The following is a 19,566-nucleotide window of genomic DNA, read 5'->3' on the forward strand; positions in this document are numbered from 1 at the left end:
TGGCGATCGGCGTGTGCACCTGGATCTTCTCGGCCATCAAGTTCCAGGCCGACATGGGCCTGATGCTGACGTTCATGTTGCTGTGGAACATGTTTGGTGCGCTGTGGCTGTTGCCGGCGTTGGCGCGGTTCCTGATGCCCCGGCCGGTATGAACACCACCCGTAGCAGCGGCCGTTAGGCCGCGTCCGGCCGTTGCGCGGTGTGCCTGGGGATGCGCGGGGTGTTTGGACGCGGCCTGCGGCCGCTGCTACGACGGACCTCGCGTAGCAGCTGCCGCAGGCTGCGTCCGGGCGTTACGCGGACGACGGGGTCAGGTGTTGGTCTTGAGCTTGGTCCACAAGCGCGTGGTCAGGCGGGCGATGGCCGGCGGCAGGTCCTCGACGATGAACACCCGGTCCAGCACGTCCTTGGGCGGGTAGATAGCCGGGTCGTTCTTCACCGCAGGCGTCAGGTAGGCCTCAGCGCCACTGTTGGGGTTGGCGTAGTGGATGCTGTTGCTGATGTTGGCAATTACCTAGGGTGTGAGCAGGTAGTTCATGTAGGCGTAGGCGTTCTTTTCGTGGGGCGCGGCCTTGGGCATCACCACCATGTCCATCCACAGGGTCGAGCCCTCTTTCGGAATCGAATAGGCGATGTTGATGCCGTTGTGGGCTTCCTTGGCGCTGGCGGCGGCCTGGACGATGTCGCCGTTGAAGCCGATCACCGCGCAGATGTTGCCGTTGGCCAGGTCGCTGACGTACTTGGAGGCGTGGAAGTATTGGATGTACGGGCGAATCTTCAGCAGCGCCGCCTCGGCCTGCTGGTAGTCGGCGGGCTCATGGCTGTGATGCGGCAGGCCCAGGTAGTTGAGGGTGATGGGCAGCACCTGGGTGGGGTTGTCGATGATCGCCACGCCGCACTGGCTGAGCTTCTTGATGTTGGCTTCGTCGAAGAACAGGCTCCACGACTGGGTGACGTCGGTGTTGCCGAAGATCGCCTTGATCTTCTCGACGTTGTAGCCGATGCCGGCGGTGCCCCACATGTAGGGGAAGCCGTACTGGTTGCCGGGGTCGTTGGTCTCCAGTTTCTTCATCAGCACCGGGTCCAGGTGCTGCCAGTTGGGCAGCTGGCTCTTGTCCAGCTTCTGGATGGCGCCGGCCTTGATCAGCCGCGAGAGGAAGTGGTTGGACGGGCTGACCACGTCGTAGCCGGAGTTGCCGGTCATCAGTTTCGACTCCAGCACCTCGTTGCTGTCGTGCAGGTCGTAGGTGGCCTTGATGCCGGTGGCCTGGGTGAAGTTCACCAGGGTGTCGTCGGCGATGTAGCCGTTCCAGTTGGAGATGCTCACCTGCTCGTCGGCGTGGGCGGCCAAGGCGAAGGTGGACAGCAGGGTGGCGGTGCAAAGCGTGAGTGCGCGCATGTTCCAGGACCTGTCGGGGTTGAGGTTATTGTTGTTCAGATTTCGCTGCGGGCGCGCACGGTTTCCACGCGCATGCGCAGCCAGGCGCCGATGTCCAGCAGCGGCTTGGGCGGCAGCCAGCCGGGGCGGGCGCGGTCGAGCACGGCGTCCAGCAGTGGCGAGCGCTGGTCGCTGGCCAGTTCCGCCAGCAGCTGGCCCCACAGGGTGCCACGGGCCACGCCCGAGCCGTTGCAGCCGGCCACCGCGTACAGGCCGCGTTCCACCTCGGCGAAGTACGGCTGGCCCGAGCGCGAGGCGCTGAGGTGGCCGGTCCAGGTGTAGCGAATGTCCTCGGCCGTCAGCCACGGGAAGCGCCGTTGCAGGCCTTGCAAGTGGTGCTGGCGGCGCTGCAGCAGCTGCGCGTCGGAGAGGTCGGTGCCGCGGTATTCGGCGGTGTTGCGGATCATCACCCGGCGGTCCGGGGTCAGCCGCACGGTGGCGCCCAGCGGGCGGGTGGACAGCACGCCCCAGGGCGTGACGTCGCCTAGTTCCTGCTCGCTCAGGGGGCGGGTGAGGCTGGCGCTGAGTTCCATGGGGAAGGTGGCGCTGGCGTCCAGGCCGCTGCGGGCGATGAAGGCGTTCAGGCACACCAGCACCCGTGGCGCCGTGACGCTGCCGTGTGCGGCAACCGCACGTAACCCACCACTGGCCAGCCGTTCGAGGGCGGTGACCGCGGTGTGTTCGTGCACCGTGACCGAGGCGGGCAGGGTGTCGAGCAGGCCGCGCACGTATTTCGCCGGCTGCAGCAGGGCATTGCCGCCCGTGCACTCGATGGCCGCCTGGTAATGGCCGGTGCCCAGGCGCTGCTGCAACGCCGCGCCTTGCAGGAAGCGGGCCTGGGCACCCACGGCGCGCAGGGTGGCCAGGGTGGCGTCGATGTCGGTGAGCTTGGCCGGGTCGTTGACCGCAAACAGGTAGCCGTCGTCGCGGAACTCGCAGTCGATTGCCAGCCGCGCCAGGCGCTGACGCAATGCATCGTTGGCCGCGCGGGAAATGGCGGTGTCGGCCTGGTAGCCGGCAAACCCCGGCTGGCCGATCAGCTCAAGGGCCCCGGGGTGCTCGTGGGCCACGGCGAACCCGGAATTGCGTGCCGAGGCGCCTTGGGCGGCGCGTTGCCGGTCGAGCACGACGATGCGCGCCTGGGGGTGCGCTTCGGCCAGCGCATGGGCGGCGCTGAGGCCGGTGATGCCGGCGCCGATGATCAGGAAGTCGGCCTGCTGGTTGCCGTGCAGGGGGGCCCGCGGGGCGGCGGTGCCTGCCAGCGCTATCCAGCCACAGTGATTGTTCATGGTTTGCCTCGATAAGGTGCGGGCCCCGGCCACGCATGCGAAATAGGCATGATGGCTTTCGGTGGTGGGCCGTCGTGGCTACAATTTATGAGGTGGCGCGGGCTGCGGCCAACGTTAAATTCGCATTCGTCTATTCGGAAAACGCATGGATAACAATCGGCATGTGCCGTCGCTGCAAGGCCTGCAAGCGCTGGTGGAAGTGGCGGACAGCGGCAGCTTCACCCTGGCGGCCAACGCCCTGTGCCTGACCCAGAGCGCGGTGAGCCGCAAGGTGCAGCAGCTGGAAAGCCATTTCGGCGTGCCGCTGCTGTTGCGCAACAGCCGTGGGCTGCAGGTGACGCCGGAGGGCGAGCAGGTGCTGGCCAGCGCGCGGCAGATCCTGGCGCAGTTGAAGGCGCTGCATGAACGCCTGGCACCGCAGAAGCGGCCGTTTCGGATTCGCATGCACGTGTCGCTGGCGGTGCGCTGGCTGCTGCCCAAGCTCAGCGATTTCTACCTGCGCCACCCCGAGGTAGCGCTGGCCATCGAAACCGTGGCCACCGAGGTGGTGGAGCCGTCCAGCGACAGCGATGCGTTCATTCTGTACCTGCCACAGGCGCCCGCCGACCCGGCCTGCCTGACCCTGTTCGAGGAAGCGCTGATACCGGTGTGCGCGCCGGGGCTGGGGCCGTTGTCAGGGCTGGACGACCTGCTGCGCTTCCCCCTGCTGCACCGCTCGGCCGATCGCCAGGCCTGGCGCGACTGGCTGGCGGCCCACGGCAAACGGCCGCTGGCCGACTACCGGCACATTCCCTTCAACCTCGACGAACTGGCGCTGGACGCCGCCGCCCGCGGCCTGGGCGTGGCCGTCACCGACCAGACCCTGGCCCAGGAGTCCCTGGACCGCGGGGTGTTGGTGGTGCCGTTCGGCCCGGCGCTGCGCACCGGCGGCGTCTACGCCCTGTGCCCGCAGCCCGCGGCCGCCAGCCACCCGGCCTGCGCGCAGGTGATGCAGTGGTTCCAGGCCCAGGCCACCCGGTAGCAGCTGCCGCAGGCGGCGTCCGGCCCCGACGCGGCCGGTGTGGTTATTCAGGGTGCAGGTGCTCTGGCAGGTCGATCTGGAAGCGTACGTTGTGCGCCTCGAACTCCGGCACCTTGCTCAACAACGCCCCCAGGAAGGCGCGGATCGCCTCCTTGCCGCGCACGCGGCTGACCAGGCCCACCGACTCCACATACTCGATTTCCAGTACGCCGCGGTCAGTGGTGAGCGCCGCGCAGCCCGGAACCGGCCTGATGTGCAGGCGGTAGCCCTTGCCGGGCAGGGTCTGCAGGGTGGTGCGGTCAAGCTTCAGGTGGCGGCGCAGGGCATTGACCTGCACGGCGAGGTTGTTTTCCTCGACACACAGGTCGGGCCAGGCGGCGTCCAGCAGCGCCTGTTTGCTGACCAGCTGGTTGGGGCTGGCGATCAGCGTTTCCAGCACATCGAAGGCGCGGCTGCCCAGGGCCACCGGCATGCCCGCCACAAAGGCCTCACGCCGCTCGATGCAGACAGTTGCTTCACCCACGCGAATCATGGTCGTTCCCCGGAGTTCGTTGCCCGCCGCCAGTGTGCCCAAGGCCGGGCGCCGGCATGCGCCCGACCGGGCCATGGGCGCGCCCGTTTGGGCCTCAGGCGGGGCGGCGCAGCTCGCTGGGTGCTACGCCCAGCAAACGCTGGAACAGCCGGGCCAGGTAGGAGGGCGACTGCAGCCCCACCGCCAGGCTGACGTCGAGGATCGACAGCGAGGTGCCCGATAGCAGGCGGGCGGCGCTTTCCACCCGCGCACGATTGATGAACTCCACCAGGGTCTGCTCGCTGACGGCCTTGAAGACGCGCGTCAGCTGGCGCCGGGACAGGTGAAACTCATGGCCGATGGCGTCCACCGACAGGTCCCGGTCGAGGTTTTCCCGCACGTAGCGCTGGATGTCCTGCACCAGCAGGGCCTGTTGCTGGTGGTCGCGGGGCCGGGCGTGCGCCGGCTGGCTGGCAATGAGCCGGGCGCACTCGGTGAACAGCAGCTGGTTGAGGTGCGGCAACTGCTGCGCGAAGGCCTGGGGCGACGTGCCGTGCTGCAGTTGGTCGTGCAGGCGCAGGATATTCTCCAGCGCCGGGCTGGCCGGCCACACCCCGGAGCGGTCAAGCTGCCGGGTGAAGCCGCGGTAGCCGCAGGCCTGGCCCTGGTGCCGCACGTAGCTGGGGTCGACGTACAGCGTCATGTGTTTTTCCCGGCCCGGCGCCGCCTGGGTGGCGTGGGCGAAGCCGGCGGGTACGAAGGAGAACGACTGGTTCGACAGGTAGGCCTGCGGGTTGCTTTCGGTGGCCAGCAGCAGACCGCCCAGGCGCGGCAACAGCAGCATGTCACCGTCATGGGCGTGCCAGTCGACGGTGTAGCCGCTGGTGTCGCTGGTCTCCAGGCAGAACACCCCGGTGGACGCGCCGCCAAGCTTGGGTGACAGGTAGGCCATGAAGCTGACTCCTTGTATGCGCAGGCCGCCGCAGTGTAAACCACAACACCCCACCCGCGTAGCAGCTGCCGCAGGCTGCGTCCGAGAACGCCGCGCTGTACCTGACAAAACCCGGCGTCCATGACGCGGCCTGTGGCCGCTGCTACGCAAAATCCGGCGTCCGTGACGCGGCCTGTGGCCGCTGCTACGCAAAATCTGGCGTCCGTGACGCGGCCCGTGGCCGCTGCTACGCAAAATCCGGCGTCCGTGACGCGGCCTGCGGCCGCTGCTACGCGAAATCCGGCGTTCGTGACGCAACACCCCACCCGCGTAGCAGCTGCCGCAGGCTGCGTCCGGGGGCACTGCGGTCAAAAGTCCCAGCGGGTGGTCACCATCAGGTTGCGCGGTTCACCGTACACGGCCGAGTTATAGAAGCCGATGTTGGTGTAGTAGTACTTGTCGAACAGGTTGTTGAGGTTCACCGTGGCCGACAACTGCGGGGTGATCTGGTATTTGGTCATCAGGTCCGCCACCCAATAGGCCTTCTGCTCGAAGGTTTCATACTCGTCATGGGGCGAGTTCCAGATCGCTTGCCAGGCCCGGCTCTGCCAGCGGCCGCCACCGCCCACGGTCCATTGGCTGAGTGCACCCGGCAGGTTGTAGGTGGTGTACAGGGTGAGCTGGTTCTCGGGCTCGAAGGTGGAGATTTTCTCGTTGCCGTCGTCGCGCACTACCTTGTGGGTGAAGCCGGCCTGCAGCTGCCAGCCCTTGGCCAGTTGCCCGGACACCTCTGCCTCGAAGCCCTTGGTCTGCGCGTCGGTGCCCTTGAAGGCGTAGTTGGGCGGCGTCGGGCTCTGGTTGTTGTAGGCGTCGTCCGAGACCGGGCGGTTGCTTTCCTTCACCTGGAAATACGCCAGGCTGGCGTTCAGGCGGCCGTCGAAGAATTCTCCCTTGATGCCGGTCTCGTAGTTCTCGCCTTCGTCGGGGTCGAGCAGCTTGCCGTTGCGGTCGAGGTTGTAATAGTCCTGCGGGATGAAGATGTCGGTGTAGCTGGCGTACACCGAGAACTGCTTCGTCAGGTCGTAGACGGCGCCCGCATATGGGATGACCCGGCCACTCTCGCGGTAGGTGTCGGTGGTGCCGGTGAGGGTGTAGTTCACCAGCCGCCCGCCGAGGATGAAATGCAGGTCGTCGGTGACCGCCAGGCGCGTGGCCAGGTACACCCCGGTCTGGCGAATCACGTCGTCATTCACCTGCTGCGCCGTGCCCCAGTAGGGTTTGTCGACGTTGCCGTGCCAATTGTAGAAGTCCAGCTGGTTGCCGCTGGGGAAGGTCACTTCCCAGTAGCCCTTGCCATCCCAGTCGGCCTTGCTGATGGAGCCGCCCAGCACCACCTCGTGCTCGCGGCCGAACAGGTTGAACGGGCCGCTGACATAGGCATCGGCGGCGTCGCTGGTGGTGTCGCCGCGGTAGCGCTGGGCGGTGATGCGGGCGGTGCCGTCAGCGGCCGGGGTGTTGCCCTGGATAGTGCCCATCTGCGCGTCGTAGCCGTTGAGCTTGTGGTCCAGCTGCAGCTTGCTCACCCAGCCATCGCCCAGCTGATGTTCGACGGTGGCGAACAGCGTGCGCGTGTACTGGCGCCAGCTGCTCCAGTCGGCGGCGTTGCTGAACGAGCGCTTGACGCTGTTGCGCTCGCCCTGGGCGTTGATCAGCGGGAAGCTGCCCGACCAGGTGGAACCGCGCGGGGTGTTGTCCTGGTAGTCGCCGCCCACGGTCAGCAGGGTGTCGGGCGACAGGTCGAATTCGAGGATGCCGTAGTACACCTCGGCCTTGCTGCTGTAGCGGTCCATGAACGACTGCTTGTCCTGGAAGGCGGCGACGGCGCGGCCACGGACGTTGCCGGTGGGGGTGAGCGGGCCACTGACGTCGACCTCGCTGCGGTAATTGTCCCACGAGCCGGCGCCCAGGCTCACGTGGCCCTGGAAATCGGCGGTGGGTTTCTTGCGGATCAGGTTGATGGTCCCGCCCAGCGAGCCGGCGCCCACCAGCAGGCCGGGCGAGCCCTTGAGCACTTCGATGCGGTCGTAGATGGCCATGTCGCTGAGGGTGTTGCCTGCCGAATAGCCGACGTTGCGCACTGCCGAGGGAATGCCGTCGTACTGGAAATTGTTGATGGAGAAACCGCGGACGTAGTAGTTCGAGCGGTCGCTGTCGTACGCCGACACGGTGATGCCGGGTGTGTGGCGCATCACGTCGTCGACGTTGTCCAGGGCGAAGTCGTCCATGTGCTGGCGCGTCACCACCGTCACCGACTGCGGGGTCTGCCGGGGGCTGAGCACCAGGCGGGTGGCAGTGCCGAGCAGGCCCGGGGTGTAGGAGCCGGTGCCCTCGGTGATGTTGCCCAGCTGGTTGCTGGTGATTTCGGTGGGCGTCAGGTCCAGCGCGGTGCTGGCCGGTGCCGCCGGCACCAGCACGAAGCCGTCGGGCTGCTTCACCACGTCCAGGCTGCTGGCGGCCAGCAACTGCTGCAGCGCCTGGTCGGCGGTGAAGCGCCCGTGCAGGCCGGCGCTGCGCTTGCCGGCCAGCAACTGTGGGTCAACGATGATGTTGACGCCCAGGCTACGGCTCAGCTGGGTCAGGGCACTGTCCAGGCTGCCGGCCTGGATGTCGATCTGCAGCGGGTCGGCGGCCTGGGCCAGGGGCGCGCAGAGGCTGCCGCACAGCAGGGCGCGGCGCAGCGCCAGGTTGAGCAGGCGGGGGCGAAGCGAAAGGGTGGCGCGCTGGGTCACGTCGGGAATCTCGAAGGGAAGGAATGGGGCGTTCATGTAGCTATGCCGTCCCAGTCGCCAAACCCCATCAACCTGAGCGAGGTTTTTTTCAAGCGGCGCTCACGCGCAGCCAGTAGCGGGTGACCTGGCGCACCCGCCAGCCGTACGCCCGGGCGATCAGCGCCACCGATTGCTCCGGGTTCACAGTGCTGAAATTGCCGCTCACCGGCGCGCTGGCAAGCGTGGCGTCCCAGCCCAGGTAGCCGACGCGATAGCGGCCCAGCTCGGCCAGCACCTGGGACAGCGGCAGGCCGCGGGCGATCAACATGCCGTCGCGCCAGGCGCCGAGTTCCGCGCCAGGGGCAGGCAGCGGCCGGGCGCCGGCCTTGCTCACCAGCCATTGTTCGCCGGCGGCCAGGGTGAGGGGCGTCCCGGTGGCCCTGGCCGTCACCCTGACCTGGCCCTGGGCGACCGTGACGCAGGTGCCGTCGGCCATCAGCCGCGCTTCGAAGCGGGCATCAGTGGCTGCCACTTCGCAGTCCGGTGTTTCCAGGCGCCACGGCTGCGGGTTGCCATGGGCCGTGGCCAGGGCCAGTTCACCGCGCAGCAGGGTCAGCCGGTGCGCGTCGTTCACGGCCAGGCTGGCAGCGCTGTCGGTGTTCAGGTCCAGCACGCTGCCGTCGGGCAAGGTCCAGCGCCGGTGCTCGCCGGTGCGCGTGCTGTAGTCGGCGACCAGCCGCTGCCAGGGCGCCTGGCGCTCCGCGGTCCAGCCCGTGGCGCCCACGCCTGCGGCCAGCACCACGAACTTGAGCAGCTGGCGCCGCTGCAGGCGGGTGTCGGGCAGTTTGTTCAGGGTGGCGCGTGCGGCCTGCGCCGGCAGCGCGGTGAATTGGCCATGCAGGCCTTGGATGCGCTGCCAGGCGCTGCGGTGCAGTTCATCCGCCGCCAGCCAGTGCTCGAACGCCTGCCGCGCCGCGGCGTCCGGGGTGTTGAAGGTGACCTTCAGCGACCAGTCGATGGCGGCGTCGAGCACTGCCGCCGGAATGTGCCCGGGCGTGCGGTTCATGGCAGGTCACCGCCGAAGGTGGCGGCGTAGCACTGGCGCAGCGCCTGGGCGATGTAGCGCTCCACGCTGGGTACCGAGACGCCCAGCTCGCGGGCGATGGCGGGGCATTTCAAGCCGTCCAGCTGGGCCAGCAGGAACGCCTGGCGGACGATGGGGCGCAGGCTGTCGAGCAGGCGGTCGATGGCCATCAGCGCCTCGATGACCAGCAGGCCGGTCTGCGGCGACGGCGCCTCTTGGGGTGGCAACTCGGCCAGGGTTTCCAGCCACGCCCGTTCGATGTCCCGGCGCCGCCACAGGTCGATCACCAGCCCCCGCGCCACCGTGTGCAGGTAGGCGCGGGGCTGCGCCAGCGGTTGCAGCTGGCGCCGTTGCAGCACGCGCACAAAGGTGTCCTGCGCCAGGTCCGCGGCATCGGCGGTGTTGCTCAGGCGCTGGTACAGCCAGCCGCGCAGCCAGGCACTGTGGTCGCGGTAGAGTTGTTCGACGAGGGCTGGGTGGTCGGAGCGCTGCATGGCGGATCCTGCGAGGGGTCTATTTGATAAATAGTCGCATTATCATCTGTCATGTGGCGATTGGGAAGTAGCGCGGTGTTGCCGGACGCGGCCTGTGGCCGCAGGCCGCGTCCAGCCGCGCTACGGTCTACCAGCTGTACTTGACGCTGGTCAGCAAGGTGCGGCGCAGCCCCGGGTAGCACTCATAGGTGTCGTCGCAGGTGGCCACGTACTCGGTGTTCAGCAGGTTCTGGGCGTTCACCGACAAGGTCAGGTGCGGGTTGATAGGGTAGCTGGCGCCGGCGTCGAACAGGGTGTAGTTGTCGACGTGGAAGGTGTTGGCGTTGTCACCGTACAGGGCGCCGGTGTAACGCACGCCGCCGCCCAGGCTGAGGCCGTCCAGCAGGGTGTCGTGGAAGCTGTAGTTCAGCCACGCCGAGGCCATGTGCCTGGGCACGTTGGCCGGGCGGTTGCCCTGGTCGCCGTTATTGCTTTTGGTGATTTCGGCGTGGGTGTAGGTGTAGGACGCCAGCAGGTCCCAGTTGCGGTCCAGGCGCGCCTTGACCTCGGCCTCGAGGCCGCGCGACTGCTGTTCGCCGGAGGCCACCGAGTAGCCGGTGGTCACGCCGCCCACCAACTGGTTGGTCAGCACGTTGGTCTTGGTCAGGTCGTAGGCGGCCACGGTCATCAGCAGGGCGTCGCTGGGCTGGTATTTCACGCCCACTTCCCACTGGTGCGCCATGCTCGGGTCGAAGGCGCTGCCGGTGCTGCTGGTGCCGGTGTTGGGGTTGAACGATTCGGCGTAGCTGACGTACGGCGCCAGGCCGAAATCGGTGAGGTAGGTCAGGCCCACGCGGCCGGTGAAGGCGTTGTCCTTCTGGTTGCTGGAGGCGCCGACGTGGTTGTCGAGGTCGTTGCGCACGTAGTCGTAACGGCCGCCGGCGGTGAGTATCCAGTGGTCGTCGAACCTGATCTGGTCCTGCAGGTAGCCGCCCACCTGCTGGATGGTCTGGTCGTAGTCAATGGAGCTGATGCTGTTGGCGGCGCTGGGGCGGGCGATGCTCTGGCCGTATTGCGGGTTGTAGATGTTCAGCGTCGGCGCCAGGGTGCGCCAGCGGCTGATGTCGGCGTCCTGCCAGGCGTAGTCAACGCCCATCAGCAGCTTGTGCACCAGGGGGCCGGTGCTGAAGTCGGCCTGCAGCTGGTTGTCGAGGTTGAAGGTGTCCATGTGCTGGTCGAAGCGGTCGGCGATGCGTGAGGTGGTGCCGCTGGCCAGGTCGACGGCGGTGGGCAGCAGGTTCTGGAAGATCAGGTCCACCTGGCCGTAGCGGGCGTTCTGGCGGAATTCCCAGGTGTCGTTGAAGCGGTGGCGGAACGCGTAGCCCAGGGTGTACTGGTCCTGGTCCAGGTGGTTGAAGCTGTGGTCGCCCATCAGCGTGCTGGTGGTGTGGCCGCTGGGGGTGCTGTAGGCAAACAGCGAGCCGCCGTTGTGGTCGCGCAACAAGTCGCTGAGCACGGTCAGGCTGGTGTCGGCGTCCGGCGCCCAGGTGAAGGAGGGCGCGATGTACAGGCGGTCGTCTTCCACCTGGTGGCCGTCGGCGTATTTCACCTGGGTGTCGGCGTCGCGGGCCAGGCCCACCACGCGGTACAGCAGGCTCTGGTCGGCGTTCAAGGCGCCGCCGACGTCGAACTGGCCTTGTAGGCGGTTGTTGTTGCCGCCGGTCAACTGCACCTCGTTGACGTGGTCGGCTTCGGGCAGCTTGCTGACGCGGTTGACGATGCCCCCGGCGTCACCCTGGCCGAACAGGCTGGACGCCGGGCCGCGCGCCACTTCCACGCGGTCATAGGCGTAGGGCTCGCTGCGGAAGAAGGCATAGCTGTTGTTCTGCTGGCGCAGGCCGTTGAGGTAGTCACTGGTGGCCTGGCCGTTGAAGCCACGGATATACAGCCAGTCAAAGCCCTTGGGGTCCAGGCCGTAGGCTTCCACCTTCACCCCCGGCACGTAGCGCAGGGCATCGGTGACGGTCTGCGCGCCCTGGGCTTGCATCTGCTGGCGGGTGATGACCGAGATCGACTGGGGAATCTCGATGATCGGCGTGTCGGTCTTGGTGCCGGCGCTGCTGCGCGTGGCCACGTAGCCCTGGCCCGGGTCGGCGCTGCCGTCCATGGCCTTGCCGGAGATGCTGGTGGGCGTCAGTTGCACGGCGGCGTCCACCGCCGGGATCAGCGAGTAACTGCCGTTGGCCAGCAGCACCGGCTGCAGCGTGCTGCCCGCCAGCAGCTGGCGCAGGCCGGCGTCCACCGCGTAGGTGCCGTGCAGGCCGGGCGAGCGTTGCCCTTGGGCGGTGCGCGGGTCGTAGGAGATGTTGACGCCGGTGGCGCTGGAGAACTGCTCCAGGGCCGCGCTCACCGCCCCGGCGGGAATATCGAAGCGCAGCTGCGCGGTGGCCTCGGCCCAGGCGCTGGGTGCCACCAGCAGCGCCGTCATCGGCGTGGCCAGGGTGATGCTCATGAGGCCCTGGCGCACCGCGCGCTTGAGCAGGTGCGGTCGATTGAAAGTTGGCTTGCGTGCAGACATGTGTGTTCCCTTCGCCCCTGTGGCAGTGGTGATGGCGCTTATTGCGTCTCTGCTACCAAGTCGAACGAGAATTGAAATCGACAACACCCCCGGCGATTTTTTTTCATCCGGCGTCGACGGCCGGCTCCACGCGGGCCCAGTACGGGGTGAAATGGCGGATGCGTACGGGCAGGGTGGCAGCGAGGTTGTCCAGCACGGCGTTGATGTCGGCCAGGTGGAAGGCCCCGGAAATACGCAGCTGGGCGACCTGCTGCGCGCACCCCAGGTAGCCGCTGCGGTAGCGCTGCAGTTCGCTGATCAGGTCCTGCAGGCGCCAGTCGTTGGCCACCAGCATGCCGCGGGTCCAGGCGTCGGCCTGGCGGTTGCCCGGCTGCACCGGGCCCAGCTGGTCGGCGCCGAACTGCAGTTGCTGGCCGGCCTCCACGCGCACCGCCGGCAGCAGCGTCGCGGTGCGCACCTGCACGGCGTGCTCCAGCACGCAGACGCGGGTGCGCTCGCCTTCGCTGCGTACCACGAAGCGCGTGCCCAGGGCGCGGACGCTGCCTTGCGGGGTGTGTACCACGAACGGCCGGGCCTGGGCGTCGCGGGCGGTCTGCACCAGGATTTCCCCGCGCAGCAGCTGCACCTCGCGCAGCTGGGGGCTGTAGCGGATATTCACCGCAGTGGCGGTGTCGAGCTGCACCTGGCTGCCGTCGTCCAGCTGCAGGGTGCGCTGCTCGCCAGTGGCGGTGCGCTGGTCGGCCATCAGCGTGGGCAGCGGTGTCAGGCGCCAGGACAGGGCGGCGCTGCCGCTGCCCGCCAGCAGCAGTGCCAGCACCTTGAGGGTTTCGCGGCGCTTGAGCCGCGCGCTGGCCAGGGTAGGGCGCGCCACGCCCGGGCCTACCCGTTCAAGACGTTCCTGCAGGCGCGCCAGCCGTTCCCACGCCTGGCGGTGGCCGGGGTGGGCTGCAAGCCAGCGGTGGTGCGCCTCGCGGGTGGCGTCGTTGGCGTCGTCGCAGCGCAGCTCCACGTACCAGCGTGCCGCCGCTTCAAGCACCGCGTGATCCAGGGCCACGGCTCAGTCCTCGGCCGCCAGCAGGCAGTGGGTCAGGGCCCGCGCCGCATGCTTCTTGACGGTGTTCACCGAGACCTTCAGCTCGCGGCCGATCTGCACGTAGCTCAGGCCGTCGAGCTGGGCCATGAGGAAAATCTCGCGGGTGCGCGGGCCCAGGCCATCGAGCAACCGGTCGATTTCGACCAGGGTCTCGATGATCAGCAGCCGGGTTTCCGGGGAAATGTCCTCGGCTTGCGGACGTGCGGCCAGGGTTTCCAGGTAGGCCTGCTCCAGCGCCCGGCGGCGGAACATATCGACCATCAGGCTTCGGGCGATGCTGCTCAGGTACGCCCGCGGCTCGCGCAGCTCAGGCGCCTTGCGTTGCAGCAGCACGCGAATGAAGGTGTCTTGCGCCAGGTCCGCCGCGTGGTCGAAACAGCCCAGGCGTTTGCGCAGCCAGCCGCAGAGCCAGCCGTGGTGCTCGCTGTAGAGGGTGTGGATGGCCGGGTGCTGCGTGCGGTCGAGGGAGGACATGGCTCATACCTGAGACGAGTTCATATGAAAATGAATCTCATTTTCTTCAGTGTACGGGCATTTGGCAATATGTATCGGGCCGCCCTAGGTAGCAGCTGCCGCAGGCGGCGTCCTACAACCACGCCGTGTCAGGTATGCCGCGGGGTTTGGGACGCGGCCATTGGGCCGCTGCTACGGGATGGTGGCGGTCAGCAGCAGGGACTGTGGCATCGGGCTTTGCGGGTGCTGCGGCTCTTGTATCGACGCCACGCGCAAACCGGCCATGTCCAGGGCGTTCACCCAGCTGGCCAGGGTGCGGAAGTACCAGGGCATGGGCTGCCACTGGCCCTGGAACCCGGCGAAGGTTTCTTCGCGCCAGCCATCCTGGTAGTCACCCGCCGCCGCGGCCCAGGGGTGCAGGGTCTGGATCACCAGGGCGCCGCCAGGCACGAGCAAAGCGCCCATCGCCGCCAGCAGCGGGATGATGTCCTGGTGCAGCAGGGCGAAGTTGGCGCACACCAGGTCGTAGCCGCTGCCCACGTCCACCGCCGCCTCGGCCAGCTGCGCATAGCTGGCCAGGTGCACCGGCGCCGAACCTGCCGCCTGCGCCGCTGCCACCAGGGTGGCGTCGCCGTCCACGCCCACCGCCTCGATGCCGCGCTGCGCCAGGGCGCGCAGCAGCCAGCCCTCGCCGCAGCCCAGGTCCAGCACGCGCGCCGGCTGGCGGCCCAGCACCGCCAGCAGGATGGCCTGGTCGGTGACCTGGCGGCGGCTTTCGATGCTGCCGTCGCGCACGGCCTGGGTCCAGGCCTGGGCGTTGTGGTGCCAGCTGTGCAGCAGGGCGGCTTCGGGGGTGGGCATGGCAAGGTCCTTTGGGTGAGCGCAAGCGCTGGGCGCCGCTGTCAGAGGCCCATCTCGATGGTCAGCGGGTCTGGCCCCAGGCGTCCGGTCTGCTTGAGCTGGGCGATGGCCTGCAGTTCCTGCGGGCTGAGCTCGAAGTCGAACACGTCGAGGTTGGCGGCAATGCGCTGGGCGTTGGACGAGCGCGGGATCACTACGTGGCCCTGCTGCAGGTGCCAGCGCAGGATCACGTGGGCGGCCGTCTTGCCGTGACGCTGGGCAATCTCGGCGAACAGCGGCAGTTGCAGCAGCTCGCCGCCCTGGCCCAGCGGGCTCCAGGACTCGGTGACGATGCCCTTGGCGCGGCACCACTGGCTCAGCTCGGCCTGGTTGAAGTCGGGGTGGATCTCGATCTGGTTCACCGCCGGCACCACGCCGGTGTCATCGATGATGTGGGTGAGGTGCTCGGCATTGAAGTTGGACACGCCGATGGAGCGCACCCGGCCTTCTTCCTGCAGGCGCACGAAGGCTTTCCAGGTGTCGCGGTAGGCACCTTTCTTCGGGATGGCCCAGTGGATCAGGTACAGGTCCAGGGTCTCCAGGCCCAGGCGCTCCAGGCTGGCGTCGAACGCGCGCAGGGTACGGTCGAAGCCCTGGTCGGCGTTCCACAGCTTGGTGGTGACGAAGATCTGCTCGCGGGGCACCTCGCTTTCGGCCACGGCCCGGCCCACGCCGGCTTCGTTGCCGTAGATCATCGCCGTGTCGATATGCCGATAGCCGGCGGCCAGCGCGGCCTTCGACGACGCGTAGGCCTGGTCGTCATCCAGCTGCCAGACGCCGAGGCCGAGTTGGGGGATTTGTGCGCCGTCGTTGAGGGTGATCAGTGGAGCGGTTGGCATGTCAGTCTCCTGCTCGGGCTTTAACGAAAGGTCTTTGGGTTCGAGGGACGGCCACTGGAAAAGTTGCAGGCCTCCTTGGCCATGACGCGCCCTGGCGGGCGCTGCTACAGGGGTTATGCTGTTGAACGGGGCGGTGCATTCGCGCCGCCACTGCCTGGGAGCTGCGTCATGAACGTGCAACCCTACCTGTTTTTTCCTGGCACCTGCCAGCAAGCGATTGATTTCTACTGCGCCGTGCTGGGCGCCACCGTGCAATTCAAGATGACCTTCGCCGAAGCGCCGCAAGCGTCGAGCGGCGCCGACTGCCCCGCCGCACCGCCCGACGGCATCATGCACGCCAACCTGCTGATCGGCACCACCCAACTGATGATGAGCGACGACCCCACCCCCGGCGAGAAAACCCACGGCGGCTTTGCGCTGTCGGTGGCCACCGACGACCTGGCCAAGGGCAAGGCCTGGTTCGACGGGCTGGGGCAGGGCGGCACGGTGCGCATGCCCTGGGGCGAGACGTTCTGGGCGCAGGGCTTCGGCATGTTGACCGACCGCTTTGGCGTGCCGTGGATGGTGAACGTGGAGAAAAAGCCCGGGGCCGCGTAAACGTAGCAGCTGCCGAAGGCTGCGTCCGGGCCCACCTATCGTTCACAGTCATGGCGCATCATGTCCCGTATCACGTCGACATCGATGCGCCAGGAGCAGGGAGCACCACTGATGGACCTACCGACACTGCGCACGCCCCGGCTGCTGCTCAAACCCTTGAGCGCACCACAGGCCGCCCGCCTGGCCGAGTTGGCCGATGACCCGTGTGTGCGCGCCTTCACCGCGAACATGCCCTCGCCCTACACGGTAGAGGCGGCCCACGCCTTCATCGAGCGTTCCAGGCAGGCTGCCGAACGCGACGAGGATTACGTGGCAGGTATCCACACCCACGCAGGCGAACTGATGGGCGTCATCAACCTGCGCCCCTCCAGGCGCCACCGTAGCGGCCACCTGGGCTACTGGATCGGCGCGGCGTTTCGCAACCAGGGCTTCACCACCGAAGCGGTCCGGCACCTCATGCTGTTTGCCTTTCAAACGCTGGAATTGCACCGCGTGCACACCGCCTGCCTGGCCACCAACAGCGCCTCGGCGCGGGTGCTTGAAAAGGCCGGGCTGGCGCCGGAAGGGCGCAGCAGGCAGGCGTTCCTCAAGGACGGCGTGTTCCACGACTTGCTGCTGTTCGGCGCCGTCGCCGCCACCTGGCCGCCACCGGCCCCGTAGCAGCTGCCGCAGGCGGCGTCCTGGCCCTTGAGTCCGGCCCAGCGCAGCACTGCGGGAGGAAGTGGTGGCTTCGGACGCGGCCTGCGGCCGCTGCTACGGGGGTTATTTGAAGACTGGGATGGGGCTCGCGGTAGGTGTCTGCTTCAGGTACTCGCGCAGCCGGCGGCCGATGGCGGCGATGTTCGCCTCGCCGGCGCGCAAGGCCTGTGGGTTGGTGTGCACGGAGTAGTCGCCCAGGGCCAGGTCATAGGGATGCGGCGCGGCAGAGCCGATGACGAACACCGCGTCCTTGCCCAGAGCCCTTAGCGTCACTGCATCGCTGCCCGGCTCGAAGACCACCAGTTCGCCCCCCAGCACGCGGTCAGGCGCGGCCAGGGCGCCGCGGCTGACACTCAGCCACAGCGACTCATGGCCGGCCGGCGGCGTGTAGGTCCAGGACCGCCCGGCGCCCAGCGTCACCAGCAGGTAGTTCACCCCGGTGGGCGCGCGCACCGGGCTTTGCACCCCCTGGTACTCGCCAAGGATCACCCGTGCCGGGCCCGCCTCGGGCATGGCGCGGGACTCCAGGTACTGGCTGTCGACGCTGGCGTTTTCCAGCGCCGGCGGCAGGGCCAGCCACAATTGAAAGCCCTGGATGCGTGGCGAGGTACCCACCGACATTTCCTTGCCGTGCCACACCCCGCCGCCGGCGCGCATCCATTCCACGCCGCCGTAGTCGATGAAGCCCTGGCCCGAGTCGGCGTCGTCGAAGCGCAGGTTGCCTTCGGTAATCAGCGTGACCGTGGCAATGCCCGAGTGCGGGTGCATGGGCATGCCGTTGATGAACGCACTCTCGCCTTCAAACAGGTCCAGGAACACGAAGGGCTTGAGCCACTGGCCCAGGTCGCCCGGGCTCATCAGCCGGACGATGGCGCCGTGGCCGCTGCCGGTGGTGCGGTAGGCGATCGCGCGGGGCGCTACCGGCTTCATTTACGTGCATCCAGGCTGAAGCGGCCGGCGCCGAACGCCACGACCTGCAGCAACCCGCCGGCCATGGCGATGTTCTTGAAGAAGTGGATGAACTGGTTCTGATCGCCCAGGGCGTTATGGAAGGCCAACGCCGTGGCCACGCTGAACACCGCCAGCACGGCCGCGACGGCGCGGGCGCGGTAGCCGGCGATCAGGGCGATGCCGCCGCCAATTTCGACCAGGATGGCTATCACCAGCGCCACCTGGGGCAGGGGTAAACCTGCCGAGCTGATGTAGCCCACCATCATTGCCGGGGCGGCCAGCTTGGAAAAGCCGGAGAGGATGAAAATGGTGCTGAGCAGCACGCGGCCGATCAACGACACCGAGGCCTGGGCCACGTCGGAGCTGCCTGGGGTGGCAGCGGCTTGAGCAATGTTTGCAGTCATGGGGTATTTCCTTCAGGGAGGGCGGATTCGCCATGAACCGCCGCAGTGAAGAAATGGTGCGCCGGCGCCGACCATCTGAATAGCCGGCTAATTTAGTGCGCTACGTTCGAAAAATTAGGCAAGCTGGGGCAGGCAGGCGGATACTGTCGGTCTTCATCGTCAAGGACACCGGCATGATCACCGAGCCCGGCACCCCCACACTCGACCAGCTGCGCGTGTTCATGACCGTGGTCGAGGTCGGCAGTTTCGCGGCGGCCGCCAGGAAACTGCACCGCGCCACTTCGGTGGTCAGCTACTCGATCGCCAACCTGGAATTGCAGCTGGGCGTGCTGCTGTTCGACCGCCACACCACCCGCAAGCCGCAGCTCACCGAGGCGGGCCGCACGGTGTTGGCCGAAGCGCGCAGCATCACCCACGGCATCCACGGCCTGCGGGCCAAGGTCAAGGGGCTGCTCCAGGGCCTGGAAGCGGAAGTTCGCCTGGTGCTGGACGTGATGCTGCCGGCGGAGCGGGTGGTGGATGCGTTGAAATCCTTTCGTGAAACCTTTCCCACGGTCGCCCTGCATCTGCACATGGAGGCGCTGGGCGCGGTCACCGACCGGGTGATCAACCGTGGCGCCACGCTCGGCGTCAGCGGGCCGATGAGCAACGCCATTGACGGTATCGAGAAAATGGCCGTCGGCAGCGTCGAACTGATCCCGGTGGCCGCCCCCGACCACCCCCTGGCCATGAACGGCGCCAACCCGCCGGGCGCGGTGCGGGCGCACACCCAACTGGTGCTGTCCGACCGCTCGCACCTGACCGAAGGCAAGGACTTCGCCGTGCTCGGCAACCGCACCTGGCGCCTCGCCGACCTGGGTGCCAAACACATGCTGCTGCGCGAGGGCATTGGCTGGGGGAACATGCCGGCGCCGATGGTAGCGGAGGACCTGGCGAGTGGCCGGCTGGTGCACCTGGACATAGCCGAGTACGCGAGTGGGCATTATGCCTTCGATGTCATCTACCGCACCGATCAGCCGCCGGGGCCGGCGGCGAGGTGGTTGATCGAGCGGTTTGTGCACCAGGCAGGCGGGCAGGCGTAGCAGCTGCCGCCAGGCGGCGTCCGGGCCTCTGCATCAGCGGCTTTTAACCCACAGCCCAAACTCGCGCATCACCTCCACGACCGGCGCCAGCCGCCTGCCGTCCTCCGTCAGTTCGTATTCAACGGTTACCGGCACGGTAGGGAACACCGTGCGCTTGAGCAACCCCGCTTCTTCCAGCGCCCGCAGATCAAGCGTCAGCATGCGCTGGGATATGGCCGGCATATCACGCCTCAGGGCGTTGAAACGCTTGGGGCCCTCCAACAGGTATGAGGCAATCAACAGGCGCCATCGCCCGCCCAGCAAGCGCATTGCTTCTTCCACCGAACAACCGGATATGTTGTGTTTCATCAGCTCAAGCCTCGGACAAACAGGTATACATTTTGTACCTATACTACAAATTACTGCCTTCTTCTTATTTTATACCCGCGCTCTAGAATGGCCCGAAGCCGCCACTG

The 19,566-nt window shown here is 67.5% G+C and carries 19 protein-coding genes and 1 pseudogene; 5 read left to right on the forward strand and 15 right to left on the reverse strand.

All coding sequences use genetic code 11. From position 1 onward, the window contains the following. The coding region (locus ACWKWX_RS16335; RefSeq protein ID WP_483828440.1) for a hypothetical protein at window positions 1-152 on the forward strand (152 nt) is incomplete at its 5' end. Window positions 153-310: 158 nt separating this feature from the next. Here the strand turns inward: ACWKWX_RS16335 and ACWKWX_RS16340 are convergent. Beyond that, window positions 311-1,399 (reverse strand): annotated as a pseudogene (locus ACWKWX_RS16340) (polyamine ABC transporter substrate-binding protein). A gap of 35 nt (window positions 1,400-1,434) precedes the next feature. Beyond that, the gene (locus ACWKWX_RS16345; RefSeq protein WP_483828304.1) at window positions 1,435-2,727 is read right to left on the reverse strand and encodes an NAD(P)/FAD-dependent oxidoreductase; all 1,293 of its coding nucleotides are present in this window, start codon (window positions 2,725-2,727) and stop codon (window positions 1,435-1,437) included. A gap of 145 nt (window positions 2,728-2,872) precedes the next feature. On the opposite strand from ACWKWX_RS16345, the gene ACWKWX_RS16350 reads away from it, so the two are divergent. After that, a complete protein-coding gene (locus ACWKWX_RS16350; protein ID WP_483828305.1) occupies window positions 2,873-3,748 on the forward strand; it encodes a LysR substrate-binding domain-containing protein in 876 nt (291 codons plus the stop codon). Window positions 3,749-3,791: 43 nt separating this feature from the next. Here ACWKWX_RS16350 and ACWKWX_RS16355 read toward each other — a convergent pair whose 3' ends face one another. From ACWKWX_RS16355 to ACWKWX_RS16400, 10 genes are all read right to left on the reverse strand, one after another. Beyond that, on the reverse strand, window positions 3,792-4,280 hold the full coding sequence (locus ACWKWX_RS16355) for a winged helix-turn-helix domain-containing protein (protein WP_416423783.1): 489 nt from the start codon (window positions 4,278-4,280) through the stop codon (window positions 3,792-3,794). Between the two features lie 94 nt (window positions 4,281-4,374). Then, a complete protein-coding gene (locus tag ACWKWX_RS16360) occupies window positions 4,375-5,211 on the reverse strand; it encodes a helix-turn-helix domain-containing protein (protein ID WP_483828306.1) in 837 nt (278 codons plus the stop codon). A 347-nt stretch (window positions 5,212-5,558) separates the two neighbouring features. Further along, on the reverse strand, window positions 5,559-8,015 hold the full coding sequence (locus ACWKWX_RS16365; protein ID WP_483828307.1) for a TonB-dependent siderophore receptor: 2,457 nt from the start codon (window positions 8,013-8,015) through the stop codon (window positions 5,559-5,561). 52 nt (window positions 8,016-8,067) lie between these two features. Further along, window positions 8,068-9,024 carry a FecR domain-containing protein gene (locus ACWKWX_RS16370; RefSeq protein ID WP_483828308.1) on the reverse strand — a complete coding sequence of 319 codons (957 nt, stop codon included), beginning with the start codon at window positions 9,022-9,024 and terminating at the stop codon, window positions 8,068-8,070. Further along, the gene (locus ACWKWX_RS16375; RefSeq protein WP_416423787.1) at window positions 9,021-9,536 is read right to left on the reverse strand and encodes a sigma-70 family RNA polymerase sigma factor; all 516 of its coding nucleotides are present in this window, start codon (window positions 9,534-9,536) and stop codon (window positions 9,021-9,023) included. The genes ACWKWX_RS16370 and ACWKWX_RS16375 overlap by 4 nt, the downstream gene beginning before the upstream one ends. Window positions 9,537-9,663: 127 nt before the next feature. Continuing rightward, window positions 9,664-12,093, reverse strand: coding sequence for a TonB-dependent siderophore receptor (locus tag ACWKWX_RS16380; protein ID WP_483828309.1), 2,430 nt, complete (start codon window positions 12,091-12,093; stop codon window positions 9,664-9,666). Between the two features lie 103 nt (window positions 12,094-12,196). Beyond that, window positions 12,197-13,147 carry a FecR domain-containing protein gene (locus ACWKWX_RS16385; RefSeq protein WP_473006312.1) on the reverse strand — a complete coding sequence of 317 codons (951 nt, stop codon included), beginning with the start codon at window positions 13,145-13,147 and terminating at the stop codon, window positions 12,197-12,199. 3 nt (window positions 13,148-13,150) lie between these two features. After that, a complete protein-coding gene (locus ACWKWX_RS16390; RefSeq protein ID WP_416423790.1) occupies window positions 13,151-13,660 on the reverse strand; it encodes a sigma-70 family RNA polymerase sigma factor in 510 nt (169 codons plus the stop codon). Between the two features lie 171 nt (window positions 13,661-13,831). Beyond that, window positions 13,832-14,500 carry a class I SAM-dependent methyltransferase gene (locus tag ACWKWX_RS16395; protein WP_483828310.1) on the reverse strand — a complete coding sequence of 223 codons (669 nt, stop codon included), beginning with the start codon at window positions 14,498-14,500 and terminating at the stop codon, window positions 13,832-13,834. 41 nt (window positions 14,501-14,541) lie between these two features. Next, a complete protein-coding gene (locus ACWKWX_RS16400) occupies window positions 14,542-15,378 on the reverse strand; it encodes an aldo/keto reductase (protein WP_416423792.1) in 837 nt (278 codons plus the stop codon). A 168-nt stretch (window positions 15,379-15,546) separates the two neighbouring features. On the opposite strand from ACWKWX_RS16400, the gene yjdN reads away from it, so the two are divergent. Both yjdN and ACWKWX_RS16410 read left to right on the forward strand, forming a co-directional pair. After that, window positions 15,547-15,975, forward strand: coding sequence for a VOC family metalloprotein YjdN (gene yjdN, locus ACWKWX_RS16405; RefSeq protein ID WP_416423793.1), 429 nt, complete (start codon window positions 15,547-15,549; stop codon window positions 15,973-15,975). A 111-nt stretch (window positions 15,976-16,086) separates the two neighbouring features. Continuing rightward, on the forward strand, window positions 16,087-16,635 hold the full coding sequence (locus tag ACWKWX_RS16410; RefSeq protein WP_483828311.1) for a GNAT family N-acetyltransferase: 549 nt from the start codon (window positions 16,087-16,089) through the stop codon (window positions 16,633-16,635). Between the two features lie 102 nt (window positions 16,636-16,737). Here ACWKWX_RS16410 and ACWKWX_RS16415 read toward each other — a convergent pair whose 3' ends face one another. Beyond that, window positions 16,738-17,604, reverse strand: coding sequence for a pirin family protein (locus tag ACWKWX_RS16415; RefSeq protein ID WP_483828312.1), 867 nt, complete (start codon window positions 17,602-17,604; stop codon window positions 16,738-16,740). Further along, a complete protein-coding gene (locus ACWKWX_RS16420) occupies window positions 17,601-18,029 on the reverse strand; it encodes a DoxX family protein (RefSeq protein WP_473006316.1) in 429 nt (142 codons plus the stop codon). The genes ACWKWX_RS16415 and ACWKWX_RS16420 overlap by 4 nt, the downstream gene beginning before the upstream one ends. A gap of 173 nt (window positions 18,030-18,202) precedes the next feature. Here ACWKWX_RS16420 and ACWKWX_RS16425 point away from each other — a divergent pair, with 173 nt between their 5' ends. After that, window positions 18,203-19,111, forward strand: a complete 909-nt coding sequence (locus ACWKWX_RS16425; protein WP_416423797.1) for a LysR family transcriptional regulator — start codon at window positions 18,203-18,205, stop codon at window positions 19,109-19,111. A gap of 33 nt (window positions 19,112-19,144) precedes the next feature. Here ACWKWX_RS16425 and ACWKWX_RS16430 read toward each other — a convergent pair whose 3' ends face one another. Continuing rightward, on the reverse strand, window positions 19,145-19,459 hold the full coding sequence (locus ACWKWX_RS16430) for a winged helix-turn-helix transcriptional regulator (protein ID WP_416423798.1): 315 nt from the start codon (window positions 19,457-19,459) through the stop codon (window positions 19,145-19,147). Window positions 19,460-19,566 lie beyond the last annotated feature (107 nt).

It is taken from the genome of Pseudomonas imperatae, from assembly GCF_057128625.1.

What these genes read in the sequence shown, in the direction of transcription:
- ACWKWX_RS16345 (WP_483828304.1), bottom strand. Translation starts at nt 2,727, where the DNA reads ATGAACAATCACTGTGGCTGGATAGCGCTGGCAGGCACCGCCGCCCCG.
- ACWKWX_RS16350 (WP_483828305.1), top strand. Translation starts at nt 2,873, where the DNA reads ATGGATAACAATCGGCATGTGCCGTCGCTGCAAGGCCTGCAAGCGCTG.
- ACWKWX_RS16355 (WP_416423783.1), bottom strand. Translation starts at nt 4,280, where the DNA reads ATGATTCGCGTGGGTGAAGCAACTGTCTGCATCGAGCGGCGTGAGGCC.
- ACWKWX_RS16360 (WP_483828306.1), bottom strand. Translation starts at nt 5,211, where the DNA reads ATGGCCTACCTGTCACCCAAGCTTGGCGGCGCGTCCACCGGGGTGTTC.
- ACWKWX_RS16365 (WP_483828307.1), bottom strand. Translation starts at nt 8,015, where the DNA reads ATGAACGCCCCATTCCTTCCCTTCGAGATTCCCGACGTGACCCAGCGC.
- ACWKWX_RS16370 (WP_483828308.1), bottom strand. Translation starts at nt 9,024, where the DNA reads ATGAACCGCACGCCCGGGCACATTCCGGCGGCAGTGCTCGACGCCGCC.
- ACWKWX_RS16375 (WP_416423787.1), bottom strand. Translation starts at nt 9,536, where the DNA reads ATGCAGCGCTCCGACCACCCAGCCCTCGTCGAACAACTCTACCGCGAC.
- ACWKWX_RS16380 (WP_483828309.1), bottom strand. Translation starts at nt 12,093, where the DNA reads ATGTCTGCACGCAAGCCAACTTTCAATCGACCGCACCTGCTCAAGCGC.
- ACWKWX_RS16390 (WP_416423790.1), bottom strand. Translation starts at nt 13,660, where the DNA reads ATGTCCTCCCTCGACCGCACGCAGCACCCGGCCATCCACACCCTCTAC.
- ACWKWX_RS16395 (WP_483828310.1), bottom strand. Translation starts at nt 14,500, where the DNA reads ATGCCCACCCCCGAAGCCGCCCTGCTGCACAGCTGGCACCACAACGCC.
- ACWKWX_RS16400 (WP_416423792.1), bottom strand. Translation starts at nt 15,378, where the DNA reads ATGCCAACCGCTCCACTGATCACCCTCAACGACGGCGCACAAATCCCC.
- yjdN (WP_416423793.1), top strand. Translation starts at nt 15,547, where the DNA reads ATGAACGTGCAACCCTACCTGTTTTTTCCTGGCACCTGCCAGCAAGCG.
- ACWKWX_RS16410 (WP_483828311.1), top strand. Translation starts at nt 16,087, where the DNA reads ATGGACCTACCGACACTGCGCACGCCCCGGCTGCTGCTCAAACCCTTG.
- ACWKWX_RS16415 (WP_483828312.1), bottom strand. Translation starts at nt 17,604, where the DNA reads ATGAAGCCGGTAGCGCCCCGCGCGATCGCCTACCGCACCACCGGCAGC.
- ACWKWX_RS16420 (WP_473006316.1), bottom strand. Translation starts at nt 18,029, where the DNA reads ATGACTGCAAACATTGCTCAAGCCGCTGCCACCCCAGGCAGCTCCGAC.
- ACWKWX_RS16425 (WP_416423797.1), top strand. Translation starts at nt 18,203, where the DNA reads ATGATCACCGAGCCCGGCACCCCCACACTCGACCAGCTGCGCGTGTTC.
- ACWKWX_RS16430 (WP_416423798.1), bottom strand. Translation starts at nt 19,459, where the DNA reads ATGAAACACAACATATCCGGTTGTTCGGTGGAAGAAGCAATGCGCTTG.